Source organism: Streptomyces sp. PsTaAH-137 (assembly GCF_003259365.1).
Lineage (GTDB): Bacteria > Actinomycetota > Actinomycetes > Streptomycetales > Streptomycetaceae > Streptomyces.
The window spans coordinates 354,555-380,527 of the sequence record NZ_QLLY01000007.1; the positions used below are offsets into that span (position 1 = coordinate 354,555).

A 25,973-nucleotide genomic window follows, 5' to 3' on the forward strand; every position below is an offset into this window, starting at 1 on the left:
GCTCATGGATCACAGCCGGGTCGATGCCTACCTCCACCGCATCGGGGCCGAGCGCCCCGCCGCGCCGACCGCCGAGGCGCTGCGCGCGCTGCACCGGGCGCATCTTGGGTCGGTGCCGTTCGAGAACCTGTCGGTGCACCTGGGTGAGGACGTCGTGCTCGAACCGGCGGCGCTCGTCTCCAAGGTGGTCGACCGGCGCCGCGGCGGCTTCTGCTACGAACTGAACGGGGCGTTCGCGGCGCTCCTCGAAGCCCTCGGCTTCGCGGTGACCCTGCTTCAGGCGCGCGTGGTCGGCAAGGACGGCCGGCCCGGCATCCCCTACGACCACATGGCGCTGCGCGTGGGCACCGCGGACGGCGCGGAGCTGCTGGCGGACGTCGGCTTCGGCGCGTTCTGCGCCGAGCCGCTGGGGTACGGCGAGCGGGGCGAGCAGCGGGATCCGGGCGGTGTCTTCCGGGTCGAGGAGGCCGCGCACGGCGATCTGCTCGTGCTCCAGGACGGCAGCCCGCAGTACCTCCTCGACCAGCGGCCGCGCGAGCTGCGGGACTTCGAGGCGGGCTCCTGGTACCACCGCACCTCGCCCGCCTCGCACTTCACCCAGTCCCTGGTCTGCTCGCTCCCCACCGACGACGGACGGATCACCTTGAGCGGTCATACGCTCACGACGACGGCCGCCGGTGCGCGCACGCAGACCGTCCTCGACACCGACGCCGCCGTGCTCGCCGCGTACGACCAGCGCTTCGGCATCGTTCTCGACACCCTCCCGCCGGAACCCGAGTCCGCCGAAGGCTGACCCTGCCTCCGGTCCGCTGGTTATGCTGCCGCCGAACCGTTCAGGAAAACGCTCAAACGAACAGCGGGTTGCGAGGGGGCCATCAGCATGCGCGAACCGGTCGATCTCAGGCGGCAACGGATCCTCGCCGTGGTGCAGTCGCGCGGCGCGACACGGGTCAGTGATCTCGCCGCGGAACTCGCGGTGTCGGTGGTGACGCTCCGCCGCGACGTGGAGGAACTCGCCCGCGAGGGCAAGCTGCGCCGCGGCCACGGCGTCGCGCGCCCGATGCTGCCGGAGACCGCGCAGGCCGCCCCGCCGGCCGACCCGCCGTCCGACGGCGGGCCGGTCGCCGTGGTGGTGCCGGAGCGGCACGCGTATCTGTACGAGATGCTGCACGGCGCCCGCACCACGTTCGAGGAAGCCGGCATCCGGATCGGCCTGCACATCGCGCCGCCCGTCGCGGGAGCCGAACAGCCCATCGTGGAGCGGGCGTTGGCGGACGGCGCGCGCGGCCTGCTGATCGCCCCGCGCTGGCGCAGCCGGGCCACGGAAGAGGCCGACTACACGTGGCTGGCACGGCTGTCCGTGCCCGCGGTCCTGATGGAGCGCAGGCCCCGGGCGGGCAGCGCGCTGCATGCCGTCGACACCGTGTGCACGGATCACTGGTACGGCGTCCATCTCGCGCTCGACCACCTCACCGGTCTCGGCCACCGGCGGATCGTGCTCGCCGCGCGCGACGACAGTCCGACCGCGCGCGCCCTGCGCTCGGCATTCACCGAGATCGCCGCCGCGCACCCGGACATCGACCGGTGGGCCGTGGCGCTCAGCACCCCGGCGGCGGCGCCCGACCCGGACACGGCCGCGGCCGAACAGCCCGTCGAACTCCCCTCTCTACTGGCGGAGTTGGATGCGACAGCCGCACTCCTGCACGGCGACGTGGACGCGCTGATGCTCGTACAGAAGCTGCGGGACAGCGGGGTGCGGGTGCCGGAGGACTGTTCGGCGATCGCGTACGACGACGTGGTCGCCGGGCTCGGCAGCACGCCGTTGACGGCCGTGTCGCCGCCCAAGGCGGAGATCGGCCGGGCCGCGGCGGAGCTGTTGCTGCGCCGCCTGGAGCGGGGAGCGTCGTCGGGTCCGGCCCGGCGCATGGAGGTGCTGCCGGATCTGAAGGTGCGCGGTTCCACGCAGCAGGCCGCCACAACTGACCTTCAGCAATGAGCGTTTGACCGCTTCATTTTCTTCTGATCGATCTATTGACCGAGACCGCTCAGCCGATCAGGATTCCCGTGACTCGAACACGCAGGAGCCGCGGGAGGCGCCCATGCCTGGTCGACAGAGCCGTCGATCCATGCTCGCCGCGATCACCGCGCTGCCGCTGACGGGCGCCCTCGGCGCCTGCAGCGGATCGGACAGCGCGTCGCCGCAGAGCAGCAGCAAGACCGGTACCAAAGGCAGCAGAGGCACGACCACCATCACCTTCTGGTCCGCGTTGCGCGGCAGCCAGGAAGTGGTGGACGAGTTCAACAGGACCCACGACCACATCCAGGTCCGCTTCGAGCAGATACCCTCCGGCAACGCGGGCGGCTATCTCAAGCTCAGCAACGCGGCGCGGGCGGGGAACGCCCCCGACGTCGCGACCATCGAGTACCCGCAGGTGCCGGGGTTCGCGATCGACGGTGTCGCCCGCGACATCACCTCGCTGATCAGCGACGACCTGCGGAAGAAGCTGCTGCCGCAGGCGCTCGGCCAGACCACGTTCGAAGGCCGCACGTTCAGCGTGCCGCTCGACGTCGAGCCGACGGTGCTGCACTACCGCAAGGACCTGTTCGACAAGTACGGCTTCGAGGTGCCGGTCACCTGGGACGCGTACGCGGACCTCGCCCGCGCCGTGCGCCGCACCGGCGGGAAGCGCAAGGTGTGCATCTTCTCCCTCGACATGGGCCTGTACTCGGGGCTCTGCTGGCAGGCCGGGGCCCAGTGGTTCGACACGTCGAAGGGCGCCTGGAACGTCTCGCTGGCCGACGCGCCCACCCGCCGCGTGTCGACGTACTGGCAGCGTCTCATCGACGAGGACCTCGTCTACGCCAACAACCCCAACAGCCGCGCCAACGACGCCCAGATCGGCAACGGTCTGGTCCTCACCCGGCACAGCGGCGCCTGGGACGCGGGCGCGCAGATGAACGCCCGCCCCGAGCAGAAGGGGCTGTGGCGGATCGCCCCGCAGCCGCAGTGGGACCCCGACCGGCCCGCCCTCGGCACCAACGGCGGCTCGACCTTCGCCGTCACCAAGGACAGCGCGCACCCCGAGGCCGCCATGGAGTTCATCGAGTGGCAGGTCTCCAGCCCGGACGCGCTCAAGGCCCGGCTCTCCAGCGGCGCCAGCAGCCAGTACCCGGCTGTCTCCGAGCTGATCCCGGTCGGCCGCGCCGCGTTCGACCGCACGTACTACGGCGGCCAGGACATCTACACGCTGTTCGAGCAGGAGGCCCACAAGATCCGCGACGGCTGGGTGTGGGGACCGCGGATGACCGCGACGGCGTCGGTCATGCAGGACGCCTTCACCCGCGCCGCGGCCGGCTCGGGAACGCTCGAATCGTCGATGCGCGCGACCCAGGTCGGCACGATGCCCGACCTGAAGGCGCTCGGCCTCAGGACCACCCAGCACACGACATGAACGCCCGCACTCCGAAAGGCAGGTGACTCCCATGACCGCGACCACCCATGCCCCCGCGACGGCGTCCGCACCGCCGCGCGACGAGGACGCCTCGGGGCGCCGGGCGCAGCGCACGGCGGGCCGCCGTCGAGGCGGCGCCGCGGGCGTCCTCATGGCCCCCTTCTTCGTCCTGCTCGTCCTGGTCTTCCTGATCCCGGTGGCCACGGCGGTGTGGCTGAGCTTCTTCAGCGACGACCAGCCCGGCCTCGGCTTCGGCCCGGAGCGCACGGTCTTCGTGGGCCTGCGCAGTTACGCGGCCGTGCTCACCGACCCGACGTTCCTGTCCGGGCTCGCCACCGTCGGCCTGTACTGCCTGATCTACATCCCGCTGATGGTGATCGGCTCGCTCGCGCTGGCGCTGCTGCTCGACTCGGGCGTCGTACGGCTGCGGGCCTGGGCCCAGCTGGGCCTTTTCCTGCCGCACGCGGTGCCCGGGATCATCGCCGCGCTGATCTGGCTGTACCTGTACACCCCGGGGATCAGCCCGATCATCGAGGCGTTCGCCAAGGGCGACATCACCGTCGACTTCCTCGGCCTGCACACCACGATCCCGTCGATCGTGAACATCGCCCTGTGGTCCAACCTCGGCTACAACATGGTCGTCTTCTACGCGGCTTTGCAGGCCGTCCCCCGTGAGGTCCTGGAGGCGTCGGTCGTCGACGGGGCCGGGCCGGTGCGTACCGCGCTCCAGGTCAAGACCCCGCTGGTGCGGTCGTCGATCGTCATGGTCGCGATGTTCACCCTGATCTGGGCGCTGCAACTGTTCACCGAACCGGCGCTGCTGCACCAGTCGTCGGCGATGGTCGGCGCCCGCTTCTCGCCGAGCATGTACATCTACGACGCGGCCTTCAGCCGGAACAACTACTCGCTCGCGGCGGCCGCCTCGGTGATCCTCCTCGTCATCACGATCGCCGTGTCCTACGGCGTCACCCGCTGGACCAACCGTGTCGAGGCCGCAGAGGAGAACGCCCGATGAGCACCGCCGAGTTGAGCCGTTCGTCCCTGCTGCGTCCGCGTTTCCTCGGCCGTGCCGTGGTCAACGTCGTCGTCGTGATCTCCGTGATGTACACCGTGCTGCCCGCGCTGTGGCTGGTCCTCGCCTCGACCAAGACGCGGGACGCGCTCTTCCAGAGCAGCATCTTCTCCCTCAGCGACTTCTCCCTGGTCCAGAACCTCAAGGAGCTGTTCGCGATGGACGGCGGCCTCTACAGCCGCTGGTACGGAAACAGTCTGCTGTACGCGGTGCTGGGCGCCGCGATCGGCTCGATGATCTCCGTCGCCTGCGGCTACGCCTTCGACAAGTACCACTTCCGGCACAAGGAGAAGCTGTTCGGCCTGGTCCTCGCGGCGGTGATGGTGCCGCAGACCGTCCTCGCGCTGCCGCTGTACCTGATCGCGTCCGAGGTCGGCGTGGTGAACACTTTCTGGTCGGTGTTCATCCCGGTCCTCTTCAACCCGTTCGGCGTGTATCTGGGCCGCATCTTCTCCCAGGGCTATGTGCCGAACGAGGTCCTGGAGGCGGCCCGCGTCGACGGCGCCGGCGAGCTGACCACGTACGCGCGGGTCTCCCTGCGGATGCTCGCCCCGGGCCTGATCACGGTCTTCCTCTTCCAGCTCACCGCGATCTGGAACAACTTCTTCCTGCCGATGGTGATGCTGTCCAATCAGAATCTGTACCCCGTCAGCCTCGGCCTGTTCCAGTGGAACAGCCAGGCGACCGTCTCTCCCGAGTACTACCCGGTGGTGATCATGGGCTCGCTCCTCGCGGTGCTCCCCCTTGTCCTCGCGTTCATCCTCCTCCAGCGGTTCTGGAAGGCCGGCCTGACGGCGGGGGCGGTCAAATGACCCTGCCGCGCGTGGCGTTGGCCATGTCCCCCCAGGCCGCGGCGGCCGTCTTCTCGCCGCGGTCGCTGGCCGCGCTCACCGAGGTCGGCGATGTCGCGCCGCTGCCCGCCCTGTCCGACCTGTCAACCGCCCGGGCGACGGAGGTGCTGGCCGACACCGAGATCCTCGTCACCGGCTGGGGCTGCCCGAAGCTCGACGCGGACGTCCTCGCGCGGGCGCCGCGGCTCAGGGCGGTGGTGCACGCGGCCGGTTCGGTACGCGCTCATGTCACCGACGCCTGCTGGGAGCGGGGCATCGCGGTGTCGTCCGCGGCGGCGGCGAACGCGCTGCCGGTCGCCGAGTACACCCTCGCGATGATCCTGCTCCACGGCAAGCACGTCCTGGAGCGGGCCCGCGAGTTCCGTACGACACGCGCCCGCGACAACTGGCTGCTCACGACGGGCCACGTCGGCAACTACCGCCGCACCGTGGGCATTCTGTCCGCTTCCTTGGTCGGACGCCGGGTCATCGAGCTGCTGAAGCCGTTCGACTTCGAGGTGCTGCTGCACGACCCGTACGTGTCCCCCGCCGAAGCCGCCGAGCTAGGCGTCACCTGGGTCGAACTGCCCGAACTGTTCACCCGTAGCGACGTGTTGAGCGTGCACACGCCGCTGCTGCCCGCCACCCGCGGTCTCGTCAGCGGCCCGCTGCTCGGCTCGCTGCGCCAGGACGCCGTCCTCATCAACACCGCGCGCGGCGCCGTCATCGACCAGGACGCGCTCACCGACGTGGTGCGCGCGGGCCGCATCCGGGCGGTCCTCGACGTGACCGACCCCGAGGTGCTGCCCCCGGAGCACCCGCTCTGGGACTGCCCGAACGCCCTGATCACCCCGCACCTCGCCGGTTCCCAGGGCAGTGAGTGGGAGCGGCTGGCCGACACGGCCGTGGCAGAGGTGGCGCGCTGGGCCGCGGGCGACGGTTTCGCCCATCCCGTACGACGCGAGAGGCTGGCGTTCCTGGCATGACCATTCCGTTCGAACTGCCCGACGAGAACCGCGAGCTGAGCCCGTTCACCGGCTTCACCCGCGCCCACTGGGAGGCCGTCGCGGACGGTCTTCTCGGCGCCGCCTGGCGCTGGGCGACGCCCGAGGGAGCCTTCCTCGACCTGCCGGGCCGGCCCTCCGCTTCCGGGGTCCGCTCGGACGGCCTGGAAGGGTACGCGCGGACGTTCCTCGCGGCCGGTTTCCGGGTCGCGGGCGCCGAGGGCAAGGACCCGCACCACTGGCTGGAGCGGTACGCGAGCGGACTGACCGCCGGGACCCGCACCCCCGGCGGGGACGACGCGGAGTCCTGGCCGCTGATCCTCGACCACCACGTGCAGGGCCAGCCGATGGTGGAGTCGGCGTCGGTGGCGCTCGGCCTGAAGCTGACCCGGCCGTGGCTGTGGGACCGGCTCGACGACGCGACGCAGGACCGGGCGGAGAAGTGGCTGCGCGGCGCGATCGACCACACGCCCGCGCCGAACAACTGGTATCTCTTCCCCTTCATGGTGGCGTCGTTCCTGGAGGAGGTCGGCCGCGGCGACGCGGCGACGACCCGCGCCACGGACCGCGCCCTGGAGCTGATGGAGACCTGGTACCGCGGTGACGGCTGGTACGCGGACGGCGACGGCCGGGCCTTCGACCACTACAACGGTTGGGCGCTGCACCTGTATCCGCTGCTGCACGCCCATCTGTCGGGCGACGCGGCGCTGTCAGCGCGCTTCGGCCCGCGGCTGCGCGAGCACCTGGAGGGTTTCGCCCTGATGTTCGGCGGCGACGGCGCCCCGCTCCACTACGGCCGCTCGCTCGCCTACCGCTTCGCCGCGTCGGCGGCGGTCGGCCTGGGCGCGGTCACCGGGGACACGCCGCTGTCGCCGGGCGCGTCACGGCGTCTCATCAGCGGCAACCTGCGCTACTTCCTGGAACGCGGCGCGGTCACGGACGAGGGGCTGCTGAGCCTCGGCTGGCACGGCCCGCACGCCGCCACGCTCCAGCCGTACTCGGGCCCCGCGTCGCCGTACTGGGCGTCGAAGGGGTTCGTGGCGCTGCTCGCCCCGGAGGGCGACCCGCTATGGACGGCGCCGGAGGAGGCCCAGCCCGGCGAGGGCCCCGACCGGGTGCTCGCGCTGCCCGCGCCGGGGCTCCTCGTGCAGTCCACGCAGGCCGACGGGATCGTGCGGCTGCACAACCACGGCAGCGACCATGTCCGGCCGCACGAGGGCGAGTTCGCCGCCCAGAACGACGCGCACTACGGCCGTCAGGCGTACTCCACGCACACCGGGCCGACGTCCCTCACGAACGTCGCGGACAACCATCTGTCCGTCGAGATCGGGGGCGTCGCCGGTGTGCGCAGGCGGCTCCATCCGCTCGGCGCCGGGCACGGTGACGGGTGGGGCTGGGCGGCGTCCTGGTTCCGGCCGACGTTCGCGTCGGGGCCGCCGATGCATCCGGGGCTGCGCGTCGAGAGCGTGACCGTGGCGCGGGGCGCCCACGAGCTGCGGGTGCACCGGGTCGTCGGCGCGCCGCACGGCTCCCGGGTGACGCTGACCGGCTGGGCGACGGAGGCACTCCGCTCGGAGCTGACCGGGCTGCACGGCTGGGGCCCCGGGGACCGGGTCCGGGCGCCCGAAGGCACGGCGTACGAGCCCTGGGTGCGGGTGCCCCGGCTGTCGGCGCAGGTGGAGGGGACGGCGGTGTTCGCGGCGCTGGCCCTGCTCGGCGCGGCCGACTCCACCACCGAGCTCGACGGTGCCGTGGCCGGGACCACCGTCACGGACGGCGAGCTGACCGTGCGCTGGGCCGACGGGTTCGAGACCGTGGTGGAGTTCGGCGAGTCGCTGACCGTGCGCTGCGGCTGACGTCACGACGGAGGGACCAGCTGCGCCTCGACCGCCGGGGCGTAGCGGTCCACGACCGCCTCGATGTCCGCGGCCCGCACCTGCGGGCCGCGGGCGATGCCGTACATCACGCCGAGGCCGAGCAGCAGCGACACGGCGAGTTCCGCGCGCAGCCCGGCGTCCGAACCGGGCAGCCGGGCGGCCAGGCGTTCGCTGACCTGCGTACGGAAGTTGGCGCGCAGGATGTCGCCCTGCGCGCCGTGCAGCGGGGCGAACACGATGCGCAGGATCGGGTCGGCGCCCCGCTCGGACTGGCCGCTGAGGACGCAGCGGACCATGTGCCGGCCCAGGTCCTGAAGGGGTGCGTCGAGAAGGATGTCGACGTCGGCCTCGAAGTCCATGACGCTCGCGAAGAGCGCGTCCTTGTTGCCGAAGTACTTGAGGATCAGGGGCGGGCTGACACCGGCCCGGTCGGCGATCGCCCTGAGCGTGATGTCGCCGTGCGCATGCCGGGCCAGCAGATGCCGGGCCGCCTTCACGATGGCGGCCCTGCTCGCTTCCGCGTCGCGCCGGACGGCGGGCCGCGCCGTGGTCATCGCCTCATGCTCCCTTCGCCGTCGCCAGCGGGGCCGGTGCGCCCGCGCCGGTCCGCTCGGCCCCATGGTCGGACGGTACGCACAGGGCGACGGCGGCGGCCACCAGCGCGACCGTACCGGCCATGACGAAGGCGAGCCGGTAGCCGTGCAGGGTCGACACGTCGGTGCTCCCGAGGCGCATGGTGTGGTGGACGAGGACGGCGGTCACGGCGGCGCTGGAGACGGCCTGTCCGATGGTGCGCATCAGCACGTTGACGCCGTTGGCGGAGGCGGTGGCGGTGGGCGGGACGGCGCGCAGGATCAGGGTGGGCAGGGCGGAGTACGCCAGGGTCGTGCCGGTGGAGACGACGGCGGCGCCGACGAGGATCACCCACAGGTCGGTGCTGTCGACGACCCGGATCGCGTAGCCGAGGGCGAGGACGACACCGCCGACGGCGAGGGTGACGCGCGGGCCGCGGGCGGCGGAGATGCGGGCCGACACCGGGGAGAAGAACAGCATGATGACGCCGCTGGGCAGCATGCACAGACCGGTCGCCACGATCGACAGGCCGAGGCCGTAGCCGGTCTCCACGGGCGCCTGCACGAGCTGCGCGGTGACCAGCGAGTTGGCGTAGAACGCGAAGCCGGTGAAGAGCGCCGCGACGTGCGGGAGGCCGACCCGGCGGCCGACGGCGAGCCGCAGGTCCACCAGGGGGCGGGCGGCGCGCAGTTGCTGCCAGGACCACAGGGCGAGGACCAGGACGGCGCCGGTGAACAGGCCGAGGATCCGGGTGCTGCCCCAGCCCCACTGCCCGCCCTGCGAGACGCCGAGCAGGAGACAGACCAGGCCGGTGGCGAGGCCCAGCGTGCCGAGGACGTCGAAGCGGCCGGGGTTGCGCACCGGCGACTCGCGGACGGCCCACCAGGCGGCGGCGAGTCCGAGGGCGCCGAGCGCGGCGGTCGCCCAGAACATCACGTGCCAGTTGGCGTACTGGACGATGAGCGCGGCGAGCGGCAGGCCGAGGGCGGCGCCGATGCCGACGGTGGAGCTCATCAGGGCGACGGCGGATCCGGTGCGGTGGGGCGGGAGTTCGTCGCGCAGGATGCTGATGGACAGCGGTACGACGGCCGCGGCGGCGCCCTGGAGCGCGCGGGCCGCGATGAGGACGCGGATGTCGGAGGTCAGCGCGCACAGTACGGAGCCGGTGGTCATCAGGGCGAGGGCGATCAGCAGGACGCGGCGTTTGCCGTACATGTCGCCGGCCCGGCCGAGTACGGGCGTGAGGACGGCGCCGGCGAGCAGGGTGGCGGTGACCATCCAGGAGACGGCCGAGGGCGACGCGCCGGTGAGCTTCGGCAGGTCGGGCAGGAGCGGGACGACGACTGTCTGCATGACGGCCATGAGGATGCCGCCGAAGGCGAGGACGGGGATGGTGAGCCGTTCCGGCAGGCGGGGCCGGACGGCCTGCTCGGGCAGCGTCGGTATCGGTACGTGGTCCATGGGGCTCCTGCGGGGTGCGCGGGCGCGGCGCGGGAGGCGCGGCGCCGGGCCGACGAGGCGGGTGAACGGGCCGGGTGAATGCTCATTCACCCGGCTGGTGAATCAGTATTCACCAGCCGGTGCCCGCCTGTCGCCACCCCGCCCCCGCGCGGATCCGCCCCGGTCGCGCCATACTGCCGCAATGACCTCACCAGACGTCCTGCGCTGCGGACTTGTCGGCACCGGCTCGTGGGCCGGCCGCACCCATGCCCCGGTCCTGAAGGACCACAAGAACACGGATTTCGTCGGCGTCTGGGGACGCAGGCCCGAGGCCGCGGCAGAGCTCGCCGCGGCGCAGGGGACGACGGCGTACGACGACGTGGACGCGCTGTTCGCGGCGTGCGACGCGGTGGCGTTCGCCGTGCCGCCGGACGTGCAGGCGCCGCTGGCGGCGCGGGCCGCCGCGGCGGGCTGTCATCTGCTGCTCGACAAGCCACTCGCCACGGAGCCGGTGGCGGCGCGCGCGGTCGTCGACGCCGTGGACGCCGCGGGGGTGGCGTCCGTGGTGTTCTGCACCATGCGCTACTCCCCCGCCACGGCGGCCTGGATCGCCGAACAGGCAGCCGTGGAAGGCTGGTTCACCGGTCGGGCCGACTGGTTCGGGGCGCTGTACACGCCGGGTGACGACGCGGAGATCCGGGCGACGACTCCGTGGCGTGCGGAGCGGGGCGCCCTGTGGGACGTGGGCCCGCACGCCCTGTCGGTGCTGCTGCCGCTGCTCGGCGACGTGACGTCGGTGACGGCCGGGCGGGGCCCCGGCGACACGGTGCACCTGGTGCTGCGGCACGACTCCGGCGCGTCGAGCAGCGCGGCGCTGAGCCTGACCGCTCCGCCGGAGGCGGCCGGGGTCACGGTCGAACTGCGGAGCACGGCAGGCGTGTCGACGATGCCGTCCGGTCGCGGCAATGCGCAGGAGTCCCTCGCCGTGGCGGTCGACGTCCTGCTGGAGTCGGCGCGCACCGGGGTGCCGGCCCCGTGCGACGCGCGGTTCGGGCTGCGGCTCACGGAGATCCTGAGCGCCGCCGAACGCGCGCTGCCGTCAGCCGGTGCCGAACCAGGTATCCGCGAGTGACGCGAGGTCGCGCACCCCGTCGGGCGGCGGCACCTCCCGCAGGTACCGGGGCAGATTGCTGTACACGTGCAGGAGTGTGTACGCCATGACGGTGCGCGGGTCGGGCGTGCGGCCGTACGCCTTCGTGAAGCGGGTCATGAGGCGTCGGTCGCCGCGGGTCACGAAGAGTCCGACGGCGACGAGGTCGTAGTCCGGGTCGCCGGTCATCGCGGGCTCGAAGTCGAGCAGGCCGGTGAGCCGGGCCCGGCCGGCGCCGTCGGGGGCGACGAGCAGGTGCTGCCGCATGAACTCCGTGTGCAGCAGCGCCCGCCGGTCGCCCGCCCGTGGCGCGGCGGCGTCGAGGAAGCCGTCGATCTGCGCGCACCACTCCTTTGGCAGTTCCCGTGCGCGCTGCCGCCGTACGGCCCCGGCCCGCTGCGCGGCGACGAAGCCGTCCCAGTCGCCGGGCCCGATGGCGTCGGCGAGCGGCGCGGGGTCGAGGGCGTGCAGCGCGGCGAGGAGTTCACCCGCGGTGTCGACGAGCCGGTCCTGTTCGGCGGGCGTCAGGCCGGGCCAGGCGACGGCGAGGTCCCGGCCGGGCAGCCGGGACATGAGGACGTAGTGCCAGCCGTCCTCGTACGGGCCCGAGGCGAGCGGCTGCGGTGTGGCGACCGGCAGCCGGCCGTGCAGGAACTCCAGCGTCCGGGCCTCACGGAGCCCGTCCCCGGCGGCCATGGCCGGGAACAGCTTCAGGACGTGCGCGGCGTCGACCGCGTAGACCGGCTGGCTGCCCTCGGTGAAGCGCACGGGGTCCACGCCGGCGAACCCGAGCCGGGTGCAGAGGTCGAGCACGCCGGGGCGCAGCAGGGGCTCGTCCGGGACGATCCGGCTCCAGGCTTCGTCGGTGTCCACGCGCGGCAGCATGATCGGCAGGGTAGGCCGCCGGGGCGCGCCCGACAATCGACTTACCCTGTGCGCATGCCGCTCGAGATCAGCGCCACCAACCCCGAGCACCCGGTGCTCCTGCTCGCCCTTCCCTGGCACATTCCGCTGGAGGAATGGCCCGAGGAATACCTTGTGCCGCTTCCGCGCGGTATATCCCGGCACGTGGTGCGCTATGCGCGCGCCGGTGACGAGGTCGTCGCCGTGAAGGAGCTCGCCGAGCGCCCCGCGCTGCGCGAGTACGAGATGCTGCGCACCCTGGACCGCCTCGGCATACCCTCGGTGGACCCGCTGGCCGTGGTCACCGGGCGGGAGCAACCGGACGGCGCGCCCCTCGAACCGGTGCTGATCACTCGGCACCTGGGCGGCTCGCAGCCCTACCGTTCGATGTTCGAGACGACGATGCGCCCGACGACCGTGCACCGTCTGATGGACGCGCTCGCGGTCCTGCTGGTCCGGCTCCACCTCTCCGGGTTCGCCTGGGGCGACTGCTCCCTGTCCAACACGCTCTTCCGCCGGGACGCGGGCGCGTACGCCGCCTATCTCGTGGACGCCGAGACGGGCGAGCTGCACCCGAAACTGAGCCAGGGGCAGCGGGAGTACGACATCGAGCTGGCGCGGGTGAACATCAGCGGCGAGATGCTCGACCTGGAGGCCTCCGGGGCGCTGCACCCGTCGATCGACCCGATCGAGTTCGGCGCGGAGATCGAGCAGCGCTACACGAACCTGTGGAGCGAGCTGACCCGCACCTCGGTGTACCCGGCGGGCAAGCACCACTACATGGAACGGCGCATCCGGCGGCTGAACGATCTCGGGTTCGACGTGGCCGAGATGCAGATCTCGCGCTCCCCGCGCGGCGACGAGGTCACGTTCGTGCCCAAGGTCGTCGACGCGGGGCACCACCAGCGGCAACTGCTGCGGCTGACCGGCATGGACGCGGAGGAGAACCAGGCGCGGCGGCTCCTCAGCGATCTGGAGAGCTGGATGGCGACCCAGGACGACGCCCCGGACGCCCGGCCCGAGGTCCTGGCCCACCGCTGGGTGCGCGATGTGTTCCGGCCGACGGTCCGCGCGATCCGCGACCGGCTGCCCACCCCGATGGATCCGGCCGAGCTGTACCACGAACTCCTGGAGCACCGCTGGTACATGTCCGAACGGGCGCAGCACGACATCGGTCTGGACGCGGCGGCGGAGGACTATGTCCGGCAGGTCGGCAAGCCGGAGGAGTGAGGGCGGGGCCGAAAAGCGCCGGGATGACCGGGCGCGGCCGGTGCCGTGGCCGCTACGTAATGGCGAGTGACGGCACCGGCCGCAGCCAGTGACCTCCGGATCCGTCTTCGGCCAAGTGCGGGACGTGCGTCGTGCAACGCATTTTCCGGCCACATCCGGCGAAATACGTGGCCCGGTCCAGCACTCTCTTCCTCAGGCGGCCCAGAGGCTCGCGGGTTACTCTCCGCCAGGAAATTTCGGCCATTCTCCAACCGCCCGGCACAGGTGCCGCATCACTGTGTCTACCTGCACACAGTCGATGAAACTGCCTGGTGAACAACCCCGCACGGCCCATCATGACGGACCGTCTGATCGTTTTCTTCGGGCAATGTTTATTACCAAAGATGTTGGGAGTATTTAGACTGCTGACGCTCAACTCAGCGTGTACGAAGAGGGATTACCCACATGAACAAGAAGGCGCTCCGCGCCCTGCTCCGTGAACGGCGCGCCCTCATAGCCCCCGAGTCCCACGGCTTCACCCGCCCCACGGGCCAGGGCCGCCGCGCACCGGGCCTCTCCCAGCACCAGGTCGACCAGTTGCTGCACCGGACGCTGGGGACGTACCACCGGCTGGAGTCGGGGAGCTATCCGAACCCGCCCACCGTTCTGCTGCGCGATGTCGCCCTGCTCTTCGACCTGGACGAGCAGGAGTGGGTTTCCCTGTGCCGCTACGCCCTGCTTCAGGACCCGCCCGGACCGCTGCACCAGTCGTCGGGCAAGGAGATTCCGGGCTTCTGGCAGGACGCGCTGGACAGCATGAGTCACATGGCGTACATCTCGGACGCCTCCTGGGACCTCATCGCCTACAACAGCGCGTTCGCCGCGCTGTTCCCCGACCTTCGCGTGCCGAGCAACACCATGCGGTGGATGCTCCTCGAGCCCCAGGGACGGGAGTTGCTCATCGACTGGCACAACGCGTGGGCGCCATGGGTACTGCCTCAACTTCGCGCCGCCCTCGCCACGCGCCCCGACGACGAGACGCTGCTGCAGATCGAGAAAGAGGTCCTCGCCGATCCGGAGACCTCGGCGACCTACGAGACGGGCGCGACCCTCATCCACGCGGACGGTCACGAGCGGCCGATCCAGCATGCGATCAACGGGCCGGGTTGGGTGTCGATCTGCGCGGCACAGCCCATGACCGCCCCCGGATCGCGGCTTTTCATCCTGGTCTTCCGGCCTGGGTACCAACGACCCGTCCACCACCGGCAACTGCTCCGCGCTCCCGCCTCGGTGATGGACGGCTCTGACCACTAGACGTATGACGCCGGGTGTCAAGTACCTTGAGCGCACCCCCCGCACTCCGCCCGGCACAGTGGGAGCAGTCGCATGCCCGCCTACGTTTCACCACCTCGCTCCGTCCTCGGTACCCACAAGGTCACGACGGAGGAGATAGCAGACGACATACGGGCGCACCACCGCGAGCATCCACGCCTCGGCGCCTTCTTGCGCGTCGTCAACAACTGCGGTGTGCGCACCCGGTACTTCAGCCGACCGCTCGACTCGCCCACCGTCTCGGGGGAAGCCGATGTGCACACCCGCACTCAAGTGGCCTTCGACGACGCCGTCGACATGGCCGAGCGGGCGGCGCTCACCGCACTCGAGGCGGTGGACCTCGCTCCCGGGGACATCCATGCCATCGTCACGACCCACGCCACCGGCTATGCCGTCCCGAACCTCGACGTGCACCTCATTCACCGTCTGGGCCTGCGTCCCACCACTCGCCGCATCGCCCTGACCACCATGGCGTGCGCGGGCGGAGCGCACGCCCTGCTCCGTGCAGCAGACCTGGTGGCCCTGCGACCGAACGAGAAGGTCCTGGTCGTGGCCGCGGAGGTGCTGTCGACCGCGTACAACCACACTGCGTCGACCATCGAGGCCATGATCTACAAGGCGCTCTTCGCCGACGCGGCCGCAGCCACCGTGGTCAGCGCCGCCCCGCTCGCCGCCGGCCTCGCCATCGAGGACACCCTCGAATACACGCTGCCCGAGAGCTTCGACCGGTACCGGGGGCGCCTGGACGCCCACGGCATGCACTTCGATTCCACGAAGCAGGCCCCGAAGGCACCGACAGCGACCTTCCCCGCACTGCTCAACTGGCTCGACGGGCGTCCCGTCGACTTCGCGGCGATCCACCCGGGCAGCCCGCGCATGGTGAGCGACACGGCGGACGCCCTGGAACTCGGTACGGAGCACACACGACATTCGATGGACACGCTGGCCGACGAGGGCAACATCGGCGGGGTCAGCATCCTCCGCGTCCTCGAACGTACGCACACGGCACCGCCGCCCCCGGGAAGCCATGGCGTAGTCGTCGCCTACGGCCCCGGCTTCACCACCGCCGCTCTCCACGGCCACTGGCACGGCTGATCCACGGCTGACCCCCGGCCCACAAAAATGTCCCCCTGAGACTCGTGTCCCATCGGGACACAAAGGTGTACCCTCGGAGGCATGAAGGCGAACGAGCCCACCACCCCGCCCCCCGCGGACCGCCGGCAGCTGAAGGCCCGGCGGACGCGTGAGGCGCTGGCCGAGGCAGCCGTCGCGCTGGTGCTCGAGCGGGGCCTCGCGGAGGTCACCGTCGAGGCGATCGCCGAGCGCGCCGACGTCACGCGCCGCACCTTCAGCCGGCACTTCTCCGGCAAGGAGGACGCGGCGCTCGACTTCACCCGAGCCGACGGCGCCCGGATCAACGCGGCGCTGCGCGAGCGCCCCGCGGCCGAGCCCCCGCTGCTCGCCTACCGCAGGGCGGTCGCCGACTGGCTCGCCGACCGTGCGGCCGTCGGCTGGCACCACCGGCCCGAGCAGCGTCTGCTGTACGCGGCCGTGGACCGCGAGCCCACCCTGTTCGCCGCGTACGAGCGGATCCGGGTCGACGCCCAGGACGAGTCCGTACGCATCATCGCCGACCGGCTCGGCACCGATCCGGCCCGGGACCTGCGCCCCGAGGTCGTGGTCGGCGCCGCGGCCGGCGTGCTGACCGCCGCGCTGCGCACCTGGGCGCGCGACGACAGCACGGACGCCGAAGACCTCGCCGACCTGGTGGCGCGGGCCTACGACGCCCTCATTGGGGAGGCCGCCCGATCGGCGGCGACCTCCGAGGAAGCAACCAGAGAGTGACACGCACCATGAGCACCACCCCCGCCCCCGCATCGACCGACTACGCCACCGAGTTCGCCGGGAAGACCGCCCTGGTCACCGGCTCCGCCTCGGGCATCGGTCTGGCCACCGCCCGCCGTCTGGGCCGTGGCGGCGCCAATGTCGTCATCGCCGACTTCAACGAGCAGGGCGCCAAGGAGGCCGCCGAGGCCCTGGCCGCCGAGGGCATCAAGGCGGCCGCCGTCGCCCTCGACGTCACGCAGGCCGCGTCCGTCGAGGCCGCCGTGAAGTTCACCGTCGACACCTTCGGCGGGCTCGACCTGGCCGTGAACAACGCCGGTATCGGCGGCCCCAGCGCCCCCACGGGCGCGTACGACATCGACGCGTACAACCGCGTGATCCGCACCAACCTGGACGGCGTCTTCTACTCCCTGCGCTACGAGCTGCCCGTCATCGAGGCCGCGGGCAAGGGCGGCGCGATCGTGAACGTCGCGTCGATCCTCGGCTCGGTCGGCTTCGCCGGCTCCCCCGCGTACGTGGCGGCGAAGCACGGTGTCGTGGGCCTGACGAAGACGGCCGCGGCCGAGTACTCCGCCAAGGGCATCCGGGTCAACGCGGTGGGCCCGGGCTTCATCGAGACCCCGCTGCTCGCGCAGATGGACAAGGCCGCCCACGACGGCCTGGTCTCGCTGCACCCGGCGGGCCGCCTGGGCACGTCCGAGGAGGTCGCGGAGCTGATCGTGTTCCTGCTGTCGGACCGCGCCTCGTTCATCGCGGGCAGCTACCACCTGGTCGACGGCGCCTACACCGCCGTCTGATCCCCTCCGGTCCAGGGCCCCCGGCGACGTTCCGTCTCTCGTCGCCGGGGGCCCTCCCCATGCTCCGAGTCATGGAACGGCCCCGGCTGGGCAGGCGTGGGACTTGACCCATGCGGCAGGAGGGGCGCGGCATCGCCATGCGACAGCAGGAAGCACAGGCCACAGCCACCACGGGCAGGGCGCGCGAGTCGTACTTCGACAACGTGAAGTACCTGACGATCGTGCTCGTCGTGTGCGGGCACGCCTGGGAACCCCTGACCTACGGCTCGCGCGCGGTGACGGCGCTCTATCTCACCGTGTACGCCTTCCACATGCCGGCGTTCGCCCTGATATCCGGCTACTTCTCGCGCAGCTTCGACATGGCGCCCCGGCGCCTGAAGCGGCTGCTCACCGGGGTCGTCGTGCCGTACGTCGTGTTCGAGGTGGCGTACACGCTGTTCTACCGGTGGGCGCAGGACGATCCCGGCTATCCGATCAGCCTGCTGGATCCCTGGTACCTGATGTGGTTCCTGGCCGCGCTGTTCGTCTGGCGGCTCTCGACGCCGCTCTGGCTGCAACTGCGCCATCCCGTACCGGTGGCGCTGGCCGTGGGGACGGCCGTGTCGATGTGGCCGGGGGCCGGCGGGGATCTGGCACTGCAACGCGTTTTGCAGTTCCTGCCGTTCTTCGTGGTGGGTCTGGTGCTGCGGCCCGAGCACTTCTCGTGGGTGCGCACCTGGCGGTTCCGGCTGGCCGCGCTGCCGGTGCTGCTCGCCGCCGTCGTGGCGGCGTACTGGGTGGCGCCCTGGTTCGACGCGGGCTGGTTCTACCACCGCGGCAGCGTGGTGGGGCGCGGGGTGCCGGCGTGGGCGGGCCTGTGGGCGACGCCCGCGCTGTTCGTCCTCGCGCTCGTCCTGACCGCCTGCTTCCTGGCCTGGGTACCGGGCCGGCGTCTGTGGTTCACGGCGCTGGGCACCGGGACGATCTACGCCTATCTGCTGCACGGGTTCGTCATCAAGGCGTCCCGGTTCGGGGACTGGTACGCCCACCCGTGGCTGCACACTCCGTTGGGCGAGGTGGCCGTCACAGTGGCGGCCGTCGCCCTGATCACGGTGTTGTGCACGGAGCCGGTGCGGCGCGTGTTCCGTCCGGTCGTCGAGCCACGCATGGAGTGGGCGTTCCGCCGGCCCCGGCCGAGGACTCCGGCCGAGCCCCGGGCGCCCCGGGAGAAGGTCACCTCATCCGGCGGGTGACGGACTGCGCGGAGGCGAGCAGGCAGTGCATGCGCTCGGTGAGGGAGCCCAGGTCGTCGGCGGGGGTGTGGAAGGGGATGCGGACGTCCGCCTGGCCGCGCGTACGCTCCAGACGCAGTGTCAGCCCGTGCCGGTCGACGGCGAGGGGCTGGACGCGGACGACGCCGTGCAGGCTGTCGGGCGCGATCAGGCGGGTCAGTTGCTCGATGGCCTCGGGGTGCGCCTCGGCCAGATGGGTGAGCAGGCGCGACTCGGCGAGGGCGAGCGGGTCGGGGGCGGTCGCGGCGAGGTCGTCGAGGTCGATGCCGATCCGCTCGGTGCGGGTCTGGAGCACGGCCCGTTCGGGGATCAGCAGCAACTCCTCACCGTCCGGGACCAGCTCGCCGGAGAGCCACAGGCGGGCGCGGACCCGGTCGCGGACCGGGACGGGCGCCGCGTCGGCGAACTCCAGGAGGGTCGTGGGCCGTCCGTGCGGCGCGCACAGCACGGCCGCGGCGAGCACACTGTCCGGCGGCGGGCTGACGCGTACCGTGCCGTCCTCCGCGGCGACGCGATGGGCGCCGACGAGGTCGTCCTGCCCCACATCGGTGGTGACACCGCAGGTCCACGCGGCGGCGAGCACGGAGCGCGCGCGGGCCGCCGCGGTGGGGACGGCGGTAGCGATCTGTCGGACACCCATCCGAACCTCCCTTAGGTAAGCCTCACCTAACTTAGCGGAGATCGTCGCCGAGGGTCCACCCCGCCGCGCTGTGTCGGCGCGGCCGGATCGGCGCCGCGTGCGTTTGACTCGGTCCGTGCGCCGTTACCTCGTGTTCGTCCTCGTCACCGCCGCGGCGGCCGGGGCGCTGGCCCTGTCGCTGCTCGTCTCGCCCTGGTGGTGGTGCGCGGCGGGCCCGCTGCTCGCGCTCACCGCGCTGGGCGCGTGGGACCTCGTCCAGGCCCGGCACTCCGTGCTGCGCAACTATCCGCTCCTCGGGCACTTCCGCTTTCTCATGGAGGCGCTGCGGCCGGAGATGCAGCAGTACTTCATCGAGCGCAACTACGACGGGCGCCCCTACGACCGGGACGTGCGCGACATCGTCTACCAGCGGGCGAAGTACGCCGAGAACCGCTCGGCCGAGGAACCGTTCGGCACCGAGCGCGACGTGTACGAGCAGGGATACGAGTTCCTGGTGCCGTCGCTGCGGCCCGTGGACCCGCCCGAGCGTCCGCCGACGGTGCGGATCGGCGGACCCGACTGCTCACGCCCGTACGACATGGCCCTCCTGAACGTCTCCGCGATGAGCTTCGGCGCCCTGTCGGCGCCCGCGATCCGCGCGCTCAACAAGGGGGCGGCGCTGGGCGGCTTCGCGCACGACACCGGTGAGGGCGGCCTGTCCGAGCACCACCTCGCGCACGGCGGCGACCTGGTGTGGGAGATCGGCACCGGCTACTTCGGGTGCCGCACGGACGACGGCGGATTCGACCGCGCCCAGTTCGCCGAGAAGGCCGCGCGCGAGCAGGTCAAGTGCGTGTCCGTGAAGCTGTCGCAGGGCGCGAAGCCGGGCATCGGCGGGGTGCTGCCGGGCAGCAAGGTGAACGCCGAGATCGCCCGCGTACGCGGGGTGCCCAAGGGCGAGACGGTGGTGTCGCCGCCCTATCACCGCGCCTTCGACACGCCACGCCAACTGGTGCTCTTCCTGGCCGAGTTGCGGCGACTCGCCGACGGCAAGCCGGTCGGCTTCAAGCTGTGCGTGGGCTCGCGCGCGCAGTTCCTCGCCGTCTGCAAGGCGATGCTCGCCGAGGGGGTCACCCCGGACTTCGTGGTCGTGGACGGAGCGGAGGGCGGCACCGGCGCGGCTCCCCTGGAGTTCGCCGACCACCTCGGCATGCCGCTCACCGAGGGCCTGATCACCGTGCACAACGCCCTCGTCGGCACCGGGCTGCGCGACCGGATCCGGATCGGCGCGAGCGGCAAGGTCGCCACGGGTGCCGACATCGTCAAACGCCTGCTCCAGGGAGCGGACTTCACGAACGCGGCCCGCGCCATGATGTTCGCGGTCGGCTGCATCCAGGCGCAGCGCTGCCACACCAACACCTGCCCGGTGGGCGTGGCGACCCAGGACCCGCGCCGGGCGCGGGCGCTCGACGTGCCGGACAAGGCGGAGCGCGTCCACCGTTTCCAGCGGGCCACGGTGCGCGGCGCGGGTCAGATCATGGCCGCGATGGGCGTGCGCGATCCGCGCGAGCTGGGCCCGCACCAGCTGATCCGGCGCATCGCACCCCACGAACTGCGCCCCTACGCACGCCTCTACGACTGGCTGGAGCCGGGTGAGCTGACCGCCGGACCGCCCCCGGCCTGGGCGTCCGACTGGGCGGCCGCCGACCCCGACCGGTTCTGATCCCGCGCGCCACCCGCATGCGCCAACTCCACGCGAACGGGGGGTGAATATGCCATCCGCCCACACGGCGGGAACCTGACCGGCATCATGCGGCCATGGACGGTACCGCGCTCCTGCGGGAGCTCTTCACGCCCGACGAGTACGACGCGGTCCGCAGACATGCGGATCACCTGGGTGTGCCAGTCATCGAGTACGTTCGCCGCTCGGCCGCGGAACGGGCCCTGGAGCGGCTGCACCTGACCGAGGCCATCGAGACGCAGGCCCTTCAGCCCGGCAAGCCGTCGATTCCGCAGGTGGAGCGGGCCCGCTGCGGCGACGGAGCGTCCTCACCGGCCCTGGAGCGCTTTCTCGACGCGCTGGCCCACCCCACCGAGAGTGACTGACACCGCCTGATTCCGCGGGATGCGGGCAGGCGAAGGACAGGACGTCGGCGAAGGCAGGCCGATGGCCGAGCCCTCGAAACGAACCCGCATGGGGATCACGTTCCCCGGGAATGGGCCTCGTTGTCGCAGCAGGGCACAGCACGACAAGACCCACAGAGGCTCATGGAGAAGGGGAGTGATCGTCATGCGTGCGTTCACGGACGCTCAGGGGCGTACCGCACGCGTGGAGTATCTGATGCCGCAGGGGGCCGGAGCCCCTCGTCTGGCCCGCCGTCTGACCCGGTCGTTCCTGGCGGGGTGCACCGACGACACGGCGGCGGACGCGGAGCTGGTGGTGACGGAACTGGTCACCAACGCCACCCGGGCGTCCGACAGCCACTGCCGGATGAGCCTGCGCATCGACGCGGACGAGCTGACGGTGGCGGTGCACGACGACGGGCCGGGGCTGCCCCGCCTGAGGCCCCCGTCGCAGTCCGCCGAGTCGGGCCGCGGGATCACGCTGGTCCGCGCGCTGTCGCGGCGCTGGAGCGTGGAGCCGCATCCGCAGGGCGGCAAGACGGTGCGGGCGGTGCTCGCACCCTGCTGAGCACCGCCCGCGGACGTCGCCTCCCGGCGGCTTCCGCCGCTCAGTGACCTCGCGTGATCCAGTCGTCGAGGTCGGGCGCCTCCGCCCCGATCGTGGTGCTGTCACCGTGTCCGGTGCGCACGACGGTCTCGGGCGGCAGCGTGAGCAGCCGCTCGCGGATCGAGTCGACGATCGTCGGGAAGTCGCTGAACGTGCGGCCCGTCGCTCCCGGTCCGCCCTTGAAGAGGGTGTCTCCGGTGAAGACGATGCCGAGCGCGGGCGCGTACAGACTGACCGCTCCGTGGCAGTGCCCCGGGGTGTGCAGCACGGTCAGCTCGACGCCCGCCACGGTGAGCCGCTGCCCGTCGGCGAGTTCGCCGTCGGGCCCGCGGTCCGGGTGCGTCAGCTTCCACAGGTCGAGGTCCGCCGGGTGGAGCAGGATCGGCGCGCCGGTCCGCTCGGCCAGCGCGGGCGCGGCGTCGATGTGGTCGTCGTGGGCGTGGGTGCACACGACGGCGACGAGCCGGCGGTCGCCGACGGCGGCGGCGATGGCGTCCGCGTCGTGCGCGGCGTCGATGACGACGACCTCTTCGTCGTCACCCACGAGCCAGACGTTGTTGTCGACGTCCCAGGTGCCGCCGTCGAGGGAGAACGTCCCCGAGGTGACCAGGTGCTCGATGCGCGCGCCGGTGCTGTTGCCGTCGGTCATCAGAACACCACCACCGAACGCAGCACGTCACCGTGGTGCATCCGCTCGAACGCCTTCTCCACGTCCTCGAGCGCGATGGTCTCGGTGACGAACGCGTCCAGGTCGAGGCGGCCCTGGAGATACAGGTCGATGAGCATCGGGAAGTCACGCGAGGGCAGGCAGTCGCCGTACCAGGACGACTTGAGCGCGCCGCCGCGCCCGAACACGTCGAGCAGGGGCAGGTCGATGCGCATCTCGGGGGTGGGCACGCCGACGAGGACCACGGTGCCCGCGAGGTCGCGCGCGTAGAAGGCCTGTTCGTACGTCTCGGGGCGGCCGACGGCCTCGATGACGACGTCGGCGCCGAAGCCGCCGGTCAGCCGGCGCACGGCCTCGACCGGGTCGGTGGTGCGCGAGTTGACGGTGTGCGTGGCGCCGAGCTTTCGGGCCGTCTCCAGCTTCTTGTCGTCGACGTCCACGGCGATGATCTTCGAGGCGCCGGCCAGCTGGGAGCCGACCACCGACGCGTTGCCCACGCCGCCGCAGCCGATGACGGCGACGGAGTCCCCGCGGCCGACGCCGCCGGTGTTGATGGCGGCGCCGATGCCGGCCATCACGCCGCAGCCGAGCAGTCCGGCCGCGGCGGGCGAGGCGGACGGGTCGACCTTGGTGCACTGGCCGGCGGCGACGAGGGTCTTCTCGGCGAAGGCGCCGATGCCGAGGGCCGGGCTGAGCTCGGTGCCGTCGGCGAGCGTCATCTTCTGCTTGGCGTTGTGGGTGTTGAAGCAGTACTGCGGGCGGCCCCGCAGACAGGCCCGGCACTGCCCGCACACCGCACGCCAGTTGAGGATCACGAAGTCACCGGGCTCGACCTCGGTGACCCCCTCCCCCACCGATTCGACGACGCCCGCCGCCTCGTGCCCGAGCAGGAACGGGAAGTCGTCGTTGATCCCGCCCTCCCGGTAGTGCAGATCGGTGTGGCAGACCCCGCACGCCTGGACCTTCACCACGGCCTCGCCCGGACCGGGGTCCGGCACGGTGATCGTCTCGATCGCCACCGGAGCACCCTTCGCCCGCGCGATCACGCCCTGCACCTGCTGCGCCATGACGGTCAGCCTTCTTTCTCTTCGCGGTTGCCGCACACGTTCTTACGTCCCCCATCCTCACCCATGATCATGACCCGGCACAGTTCCGGTACGCGGGCACGGCCGTTCTAGGCTTCCCGCGTGCCTCCTCCCGCCGTCGCCTCGTCCGCCCTGCTGCCCGTGAACGCCACCCTGGCGGTGGTCCTCGTCGCCCTGTTGCTGGTGGCGGCCGGGGTGGCCGCCGTCTTCCGGCTCGCGCCCGACGCCTCGTGGTCCCGCGCGCGGGACATCGCGGTGGCGGGGCTGCGGGCCGCTCTGCAACTGGGGGTGGTCTCGCTGGTGATCGGCTGGGTGGTGCAGCACGGGGCGGCGCTCCTTGGCTTCGTGCTGCTCATGTTCGCGGTGGCGGCCCGGACGGCGGGCCGCCGCATCACCGCGGGCCGCGGCTGGGCCTGGGCGGCCGTGCCGATCGCGGCGCCGGTGGCGCCGGTGGTCGGCGTCCTGATCGGCTGCGGGCTCCTCCCGGCGCGGGGCATCGCCCTGATCCCGGTGACCGGCATCCTCATCGGCGGCGCGCTCACGGCGACGGTGCTGGCGGGCCGCCGCGCCCTCGACGAGCTCACGGCGCGCCGGGGCGAGGTGGAGGCGTGTCTGGCCATCGGCCTGCTCCCGCACGAGGCGCGCCTGGAGATAGCCCGCCCGGCGGCGTCGGACGCGCTGCTGCCCGGCCTCGACCAGACCCGCACGGTGGGTCTGGTCACGCTCCCCGGCGCGTTCGTCGGCATGCTGCTGGGCGGAGCGTCGCCGGTGATGGCGGGCGCGGTGCAGCTCTTCGTCCTGGTCGCCCTGCTGGCCGTGCAGGCGGTCGCGGTGGCCACGACCGTGGAACTGATCGCGCGTGGCCATCTGCGCCGTCCACCGGTGACGAGTGCGTGAACCGGTCCCGGAATTCTCTGGTCGCGGGTGCCGGGCGCGCCCTACGTTCGGGCTCATGACCGACGACTGCTATGCGCATCCCCGGCTCGCGGCGATCTACGACGCGCTCGATCCCGACCGGGGCGACCTCGCGCTCTACCTCGGGATGGCGCGGGAGTTCGGGGCGCGCCGGGTCCTCGACATCGGCTGCGGTACGGGCGTCTTCGCGCTGCTGCTGGCCGGGCGCGGGATCGAGGTCGTCGGGGTGGATCCCGCCGCGGGCTCCCTCGACGTGGCCCGGGCCAAGCCGGGCGGCGAGCAGGTGCGCTGGTTCCTCGGCGACGCGTCGGCGCTGCCTCCGCTGCGCATGGACCTCGCGACGATGACGGCGAACGTCGCCCAGGGCATCGTCGATCCGCCGGCCTGGCGGACGACGCTGCGCGCGGCCTTCGACGCGCTGCGTCCCGGTGGCCGCCTGGCCTTCGAGACCCGGGTGCCGGCCGCCCGGGCGTGGGAGCGGTGGACCCGGGAGCACTCCCACCGCGTGACGGACGTCCCGGGGATGGGCACGGTCACGTCCTGGGTGCAGGTCCTCGATGTGAGCCCGCCCATGGTGACGTTCCGCTGGACCTATCACTTCGCGGCCGACGGCCGGACGCTCGTCTCGGACTCGACGCTGCGATTCCGGGAGCGGGAGGAGGTGGAGCAGGACCTGGTCAGCCATGGCTACGTGGTGGAGGAGGTGCGGGACGCTCCCGACCGTCCGGGCAGGGAGTTCGTGTTCGTGGCGCTGCGCCCGTGAACGCCTCAGCCTGCGCCGTACTCGTGCGGACGCCCGCCCTGCCACTGGATGGCCGGTGAGTCCCCGAGCACGAGCTGATCGGCGTCGTCGAGCCCGGCGCGCCGCAGGAACTCGATCACATCGCGGTCGCTGTGCGCGAGCCCGAGCCGCACGGCACCGACGGTGACCCGGCGGCCCCCGCCCGGCGCCGGACGCTGCACGACGATCTCGGGGAACCCGTCACCCGCGCGCGCCCCCGTCATGAGCGACCGGTCCCTTGCCGCGCCCTGCGCCTGAGCTCGGCCTGGTCCCCGGGGCTGAGCCGCTCACCGGCCAGCACCCGGGACAGGTGCAGCAATCGCCGCCGCAACGCCGTGCGGCCGGGCTCCCGCGCAAGTCGCTCGTACGTCTCGGTCCACTCCCGCTGTGTCTGGACAAGGTCATCGGTGACGGAGTTCC

At 72.0% G+C, this 25,973-nt stretch carries 26 protein-coding genes; 19 read left to right on the forward strand and 7 right to left on the reverse strand.

The window, feature by feature from the left end:
* Nucleotides 1–4: 4 nt before the first annotated feature.
* The 7 genes from K377_RS18610 to K377_RS18640 all read left to right on the forward strand — a co-directional run bounded on the left by K377_RS18610 (nucleotide 5) and on the right by K377_RS18640 (nucleotide 8,214).
* Nucleotides 5–793 carry an arylamine N-acetyltransferase gene (locus tag K377_RS18610; RefSeq protein WP_111664506.1) on the forward strand — a complete coding sequence of 263 codons (789 nt, stop codon included), beginning with the start codon at nucleotides 5–7 and terminating at the stop codon, nucleotides 791–793.
* Between the two features lie 87 nt (nucleotides 794–880).
* The gene (locus K377_RS18615; RefSeq protein WP_111664507.1) at nucleotides 881–1,996 is read left to right on the forward strand and encodes a substrate-binding domain-containing protein; all 1,116 of its coding nucleotides are present in this window, start codon (nucleotides 881–883) and stop codon (nucleotides 1,994–1,996) included.
* A gap of 103 nt (nucleotides 1,997–2,099) precedes the next feature.
* Nucleotides 2,100–3,452 (forward strand): ABC transporter substrate-binding protein, encoded by a 1,353-nt coding sequence (locus K377_RS18620; protein WP_111664508.1) that lies wholly within the window; start codon nucleotides 2,100–2,102, stop codon nucleotides 3,450–3,452.
* A gap of 31 nt (nucleotides 3,453–3,483) precedes the next feature.
* Nucleotides 3,484–4,467 carry a carbohydrate ABC transporter permease gene (locus K377_RS18625; RefSeq protein ID WP_111664509.1) on the forward strand — a complete coding sequence of 328 codons (984 nt, stop codon included), beginning with the start codon at nucleotides 3,484–3,486 and terminating at the stop codon, nucleotides 4,465–4,467.
* Complete coding sequence (locus K377_RS18630) at nucleotides 4,464–5,336, forward strand: carbohydrate ABC transporter permease (protein ID WP_111664510.1); 873 nt, start codon at nucleotides 4,464–4,466, stop codon at nucleotides 5,334–5,336. Before K377_RS18625 ends, K377_RS18630 begins: the two co-directional genes overlap by 4 nt.
* Complete coding sequence (locus tag K377_RS18635; RefSeq protein ID WP_111664511.1) at nucleotides 5,333–6,340, forward strand: hydroxyacid dehydrogenase; 1,008 nt, start codon at nucleotides 5,333–5,335, stop codon at nucleotides 6,338–6,340. The genes K377_RS18630 and K377_RS18635 overlap by 4 nt, the downstream gene beginning before the upstream one ends.
* A complete protein-coding gene (locus tag K377_RS18640) occupies nucleotides 6,337–8,214 on the forward strand; it encodes a DUF2264 domain-containing protein (protein ID WP_111664512.1) in 1,878 nt (625 codons plus the stop codon). The genes K377_RS18635 and K377_RS18640 overlap by 4 nt, the downstream gene beginning before the upstream one ends.
* 2 nt (nucleotides 8,215–8,216) lie before the next feature.
* Here the strand turns inward: K377_RS18640 and K377_RS18645 are convergent, their stop codons facing one another.
* Nucleotides 8,217–8,789 carry a TetR/AcrR family transcriptional regulator gene (locus K377_RS18645; protein WP_111664513.1) on the reverse strand — a complete coding sequence of 191 codons (573 nt, stop codon included), beginning with the start codon at nucleotides 8,787–8,789 and terminating at the stop codon, nucleotides 8,217–8,219.
* A gap of 4 nt (nucleotides 8,790–8,793) precedes the next feature.
* Nucleotides 8,794–10,269, reverse strand: coding sequence for an MFS transporter (locus tag K377_RS18650; RefSeq protein ID WP_111664514.1), 1,476 nt, complete (start codon nucleotides 10,267–10,269; stop codon nucleotides 8,794–8,796).
* A 181-nt stretch (nucleotides 10,270–10,450) separates the two neighbouring features.
* Between K377_RS18650 and K377_RS18655 the strand changes: the two genes are divergently transcribed.
* The gene (locus K377_RS18655; protein ID WP_111664515.1) at nucleotides 10,451–11,380 is read left to right on the forward strand and encodes a Gfo/Idh/MocA family protein; all 930 of its coding nucleotides are present in this window, start codon (nucleotides 10,451–10,453) and stop codon (nucleotides 11,378–11,380) included.
* Here K377_RS18655 and K377_RS18660 read toward each other — a convergent pair.
* Entirely contained in the window at nucleotides 11,348–12,283 is a 936-nt protein-coding gene (locus tag K377_RS18660) for a phosphotransferase family protein (RefSeq protein ID WP_111664516.1), read from the reverse strand. The genes K377_RS18655 and K377_RS18660 overlap by 33 nt on opposite strands.
* A gap of 54 nt (nucleotides 12,284–12,337) precedes the next feature.
* On the opposite strand from K377_RS18660, the gene K377_RS18665 reads away from it, so the two are divergent.
* From K377_RS18665 to K377_RS18690, 6 genes are all read left to right on the forward strand, one after another.
* The gene (locus tag K377_RS18665; protein ID WP_111664589.1) at nucleotides 12,338–13,531 is read left to right on the forward strand and encodes a DUF4032 domain-containing protein; all 1,194 of its coding nucleotides are present in this window, start codon (nucleotides 12,338–12,340) and stop codon (nucleotides 13,529–13,531) included.
* Nucleotides 13,532–13,975: 444 nt separating this feature from the next.
* Nucleotides 13,976–14,824 carry a helix-turn-helix domain-containing protein gene (locus tag K377_RS18670; protein ID WP_111664517.1) on the forward strand — a complete coding sequence of 283 codons (849 nt, stop codon included), beginning with the start codon at nucleotides 13,976–13,978 and terminating at the stop codon, nucleotides 14,822–14,824.
* A gap of 72 nt (nucleotides 14,825–14,896) precedes the next feature.
* The gene (locus K377_RS18675; RefSeq protein ID WP_111664518.1) at nucleotides 14,897–15,937 is read left to right on the forward strand and encodes a PhlD; all 1,041 of its coding nucleotides are present in this window, start codon (nucleotides 14,897–14,899) and stop codon (nucleotides 15,935–15,937) included.
* Between the two features lie 81 nt (nucleotides 15,938–16,018).
* Nucleotides 16,019–16,687 (forward strand): TetR/AcrR family transcriptional regulator, encoded by a 669-nt coding sequence (locus tag K377_RS18680; protein ID WP_111664519.1) that lies wholly within the window; start codon nucleotides 16,019–16,021, stop codon nucleotides 16,685–16,687.
* Between the two features lie 8 nt (nucleotides 16,688–16,695).
* Nucleotides 16,696–17,484, forward strand: coding sequence for an SDR family NAD(P)-dependent oxidoreductase (locus K377_RS18685; protein WP_111664590.1), 789 nt, complete (start codon nucleotides 16,696–16,698; stop codon nucleotides 17,482–17,484).
* Between the two features lie 137 nt (nucleotides 17,485–17,621).
* Nucleotides 17,622–18,716 (forward strand): acyltransferase family protein, encoded by a 1,095-nt coding sequence (locus tag K377_RS18690; protein WP_111664591.1) that lies wholly within the window; start codon nucleotides 17,622–17,624, stop codon nucleotides 18,714–18,716.
* On the opposite strand, the gene K377_RS18695 is transcribed toward K377_RS18690, so the two are convergent.
* Entirely contained in the window at nucleotides 18,697–19,395 is a 699-nt protein-coding gene (locus tag K377_RS18695; RefSeq protein ID WP_111664520.1) for a DUF2470 domain-containing protein, read from the reverse strand. The genes K377_RS18690 and K377_RS18695 overlap by 20 nt on opposite strands.
* Nucleotides 19,396–19,525: 130 nt before the next feature.
* Between K377_RS18695 and K377_RS18700 the strand changes: the two genes are divergently transcribed.
* From K377_RS18700 to K377_RS18710, 3 genes are all read left to right on the forward strand, one after another.
* On the forward strand, nucleotides 19,526–21,097 hold the full coding sequence (locus tag K377_RS18700; RefSeq protein ID WP_375605930.1) for an FMN-binding glutamate synthase family protein: 1,572 nt from the start codon (nucleotides 19,526–19,528) through the stop codon (nucleotides 21,095–21,097).
* Between the two features lie 95 nt (nucleotides 21,098–21,192).
* Nucleotides 21,193–21,480, forward strand: a complete 288-nt coding sequence (locus K377_RS18705) for a hypothetical protein (RefSeq protein WP_111664522.1) — start codon at nucleotides 21,193–21,195, stop codon at nucleotides 21,478–21,480.
* 184 nt (nucleotides 21,481–21,664) lie between these two features.
* Nucleotides 21,665–22,066, forward strand: a complete 402-nt coding sequence (locus tag K377_RS18710; protein WP_161195138.1) for an ATP-binding protein — start codon at nucleotides 21,665–21,667, stop codon at nucleotides 22,064–22,066.
* A 40-nt stretch (nucleotides 22,067–22,106) separates the two neighbouring features.
* Here K377_RS18710 and K377_RS18715 read toward each other — a convergent pair whose 3' ends face one another.
* Nucleotides 22,107–22,754, reverse strand: a complete 648-nt coding sequence (locus K377_RS18715; protein WP_111664524.1) for an MBL fold metallo-hydrolase — start codon at nucleotides 22,752–22,754, stop codon at nucleotides 22,107–22,109.
* Entirely contained in the window at nucleotides 22,754–23,839 is a 1,086-nt protein-coding gene (locus K377_RS18720) for an S-(hydroxymethyl)mycothiol dehydrogenase (RefSeq protein ID WP_111664525.1), read from the reverse strand. The genes K377_RS18715 and K377_RS18720 overlap by 1 nt, the downstream gene beginning before the upstream one ends.
* Nucleotides 23,840–23,959: 120 nt before the next feature.
* Here K377_RS18720 and K377_RS18725 point away from each other — a divergent pair, with 120 nt between their 5' ends.
* On the forward strand, nucleotides 23,960–24,754 hold the full coding sequence (locus K377_RS18725) for an ABC transporter permease (protein WP_111664526.1): 795 nt from the start codon (nucleotides 23,960–23,962) through the stop codon (nucleotides 24,752–24,754).
* Nucleotides 24,755–24,809: 55 nt separating this feature from the next.
* Entirely contained in the window at nucleotides 24,810–25,535 is a 726-nt protein-coding gene (locus K377_RS18730; protein WP_111664527.1) for a bifunctional 2-polyprenyl-6-hydroxyphenol methylase/3-demethylubiquinol 3-O-methyltransferase UbiG, read from the forward strand.
* 5 nt (nucleotides 25,536–25,540) lie between these two features.
* Here K377_RS18730 and K377_RS18735 read toward each other — a convergent pair whose 3' ends face one another.
* Nucleotides 25,541–25,777, reverse strand: coding sequence for a hypothetical protein (locus K377_RS18735; RefSeq protein ID WP_111664528.1), 237 nt, complete (start codon nucleotides 25,775–25,777; stop codon nucleotides 25,541–25,543).
* Nucleotides 25,778–25,973: the final 196 nt, after the last annotated feature.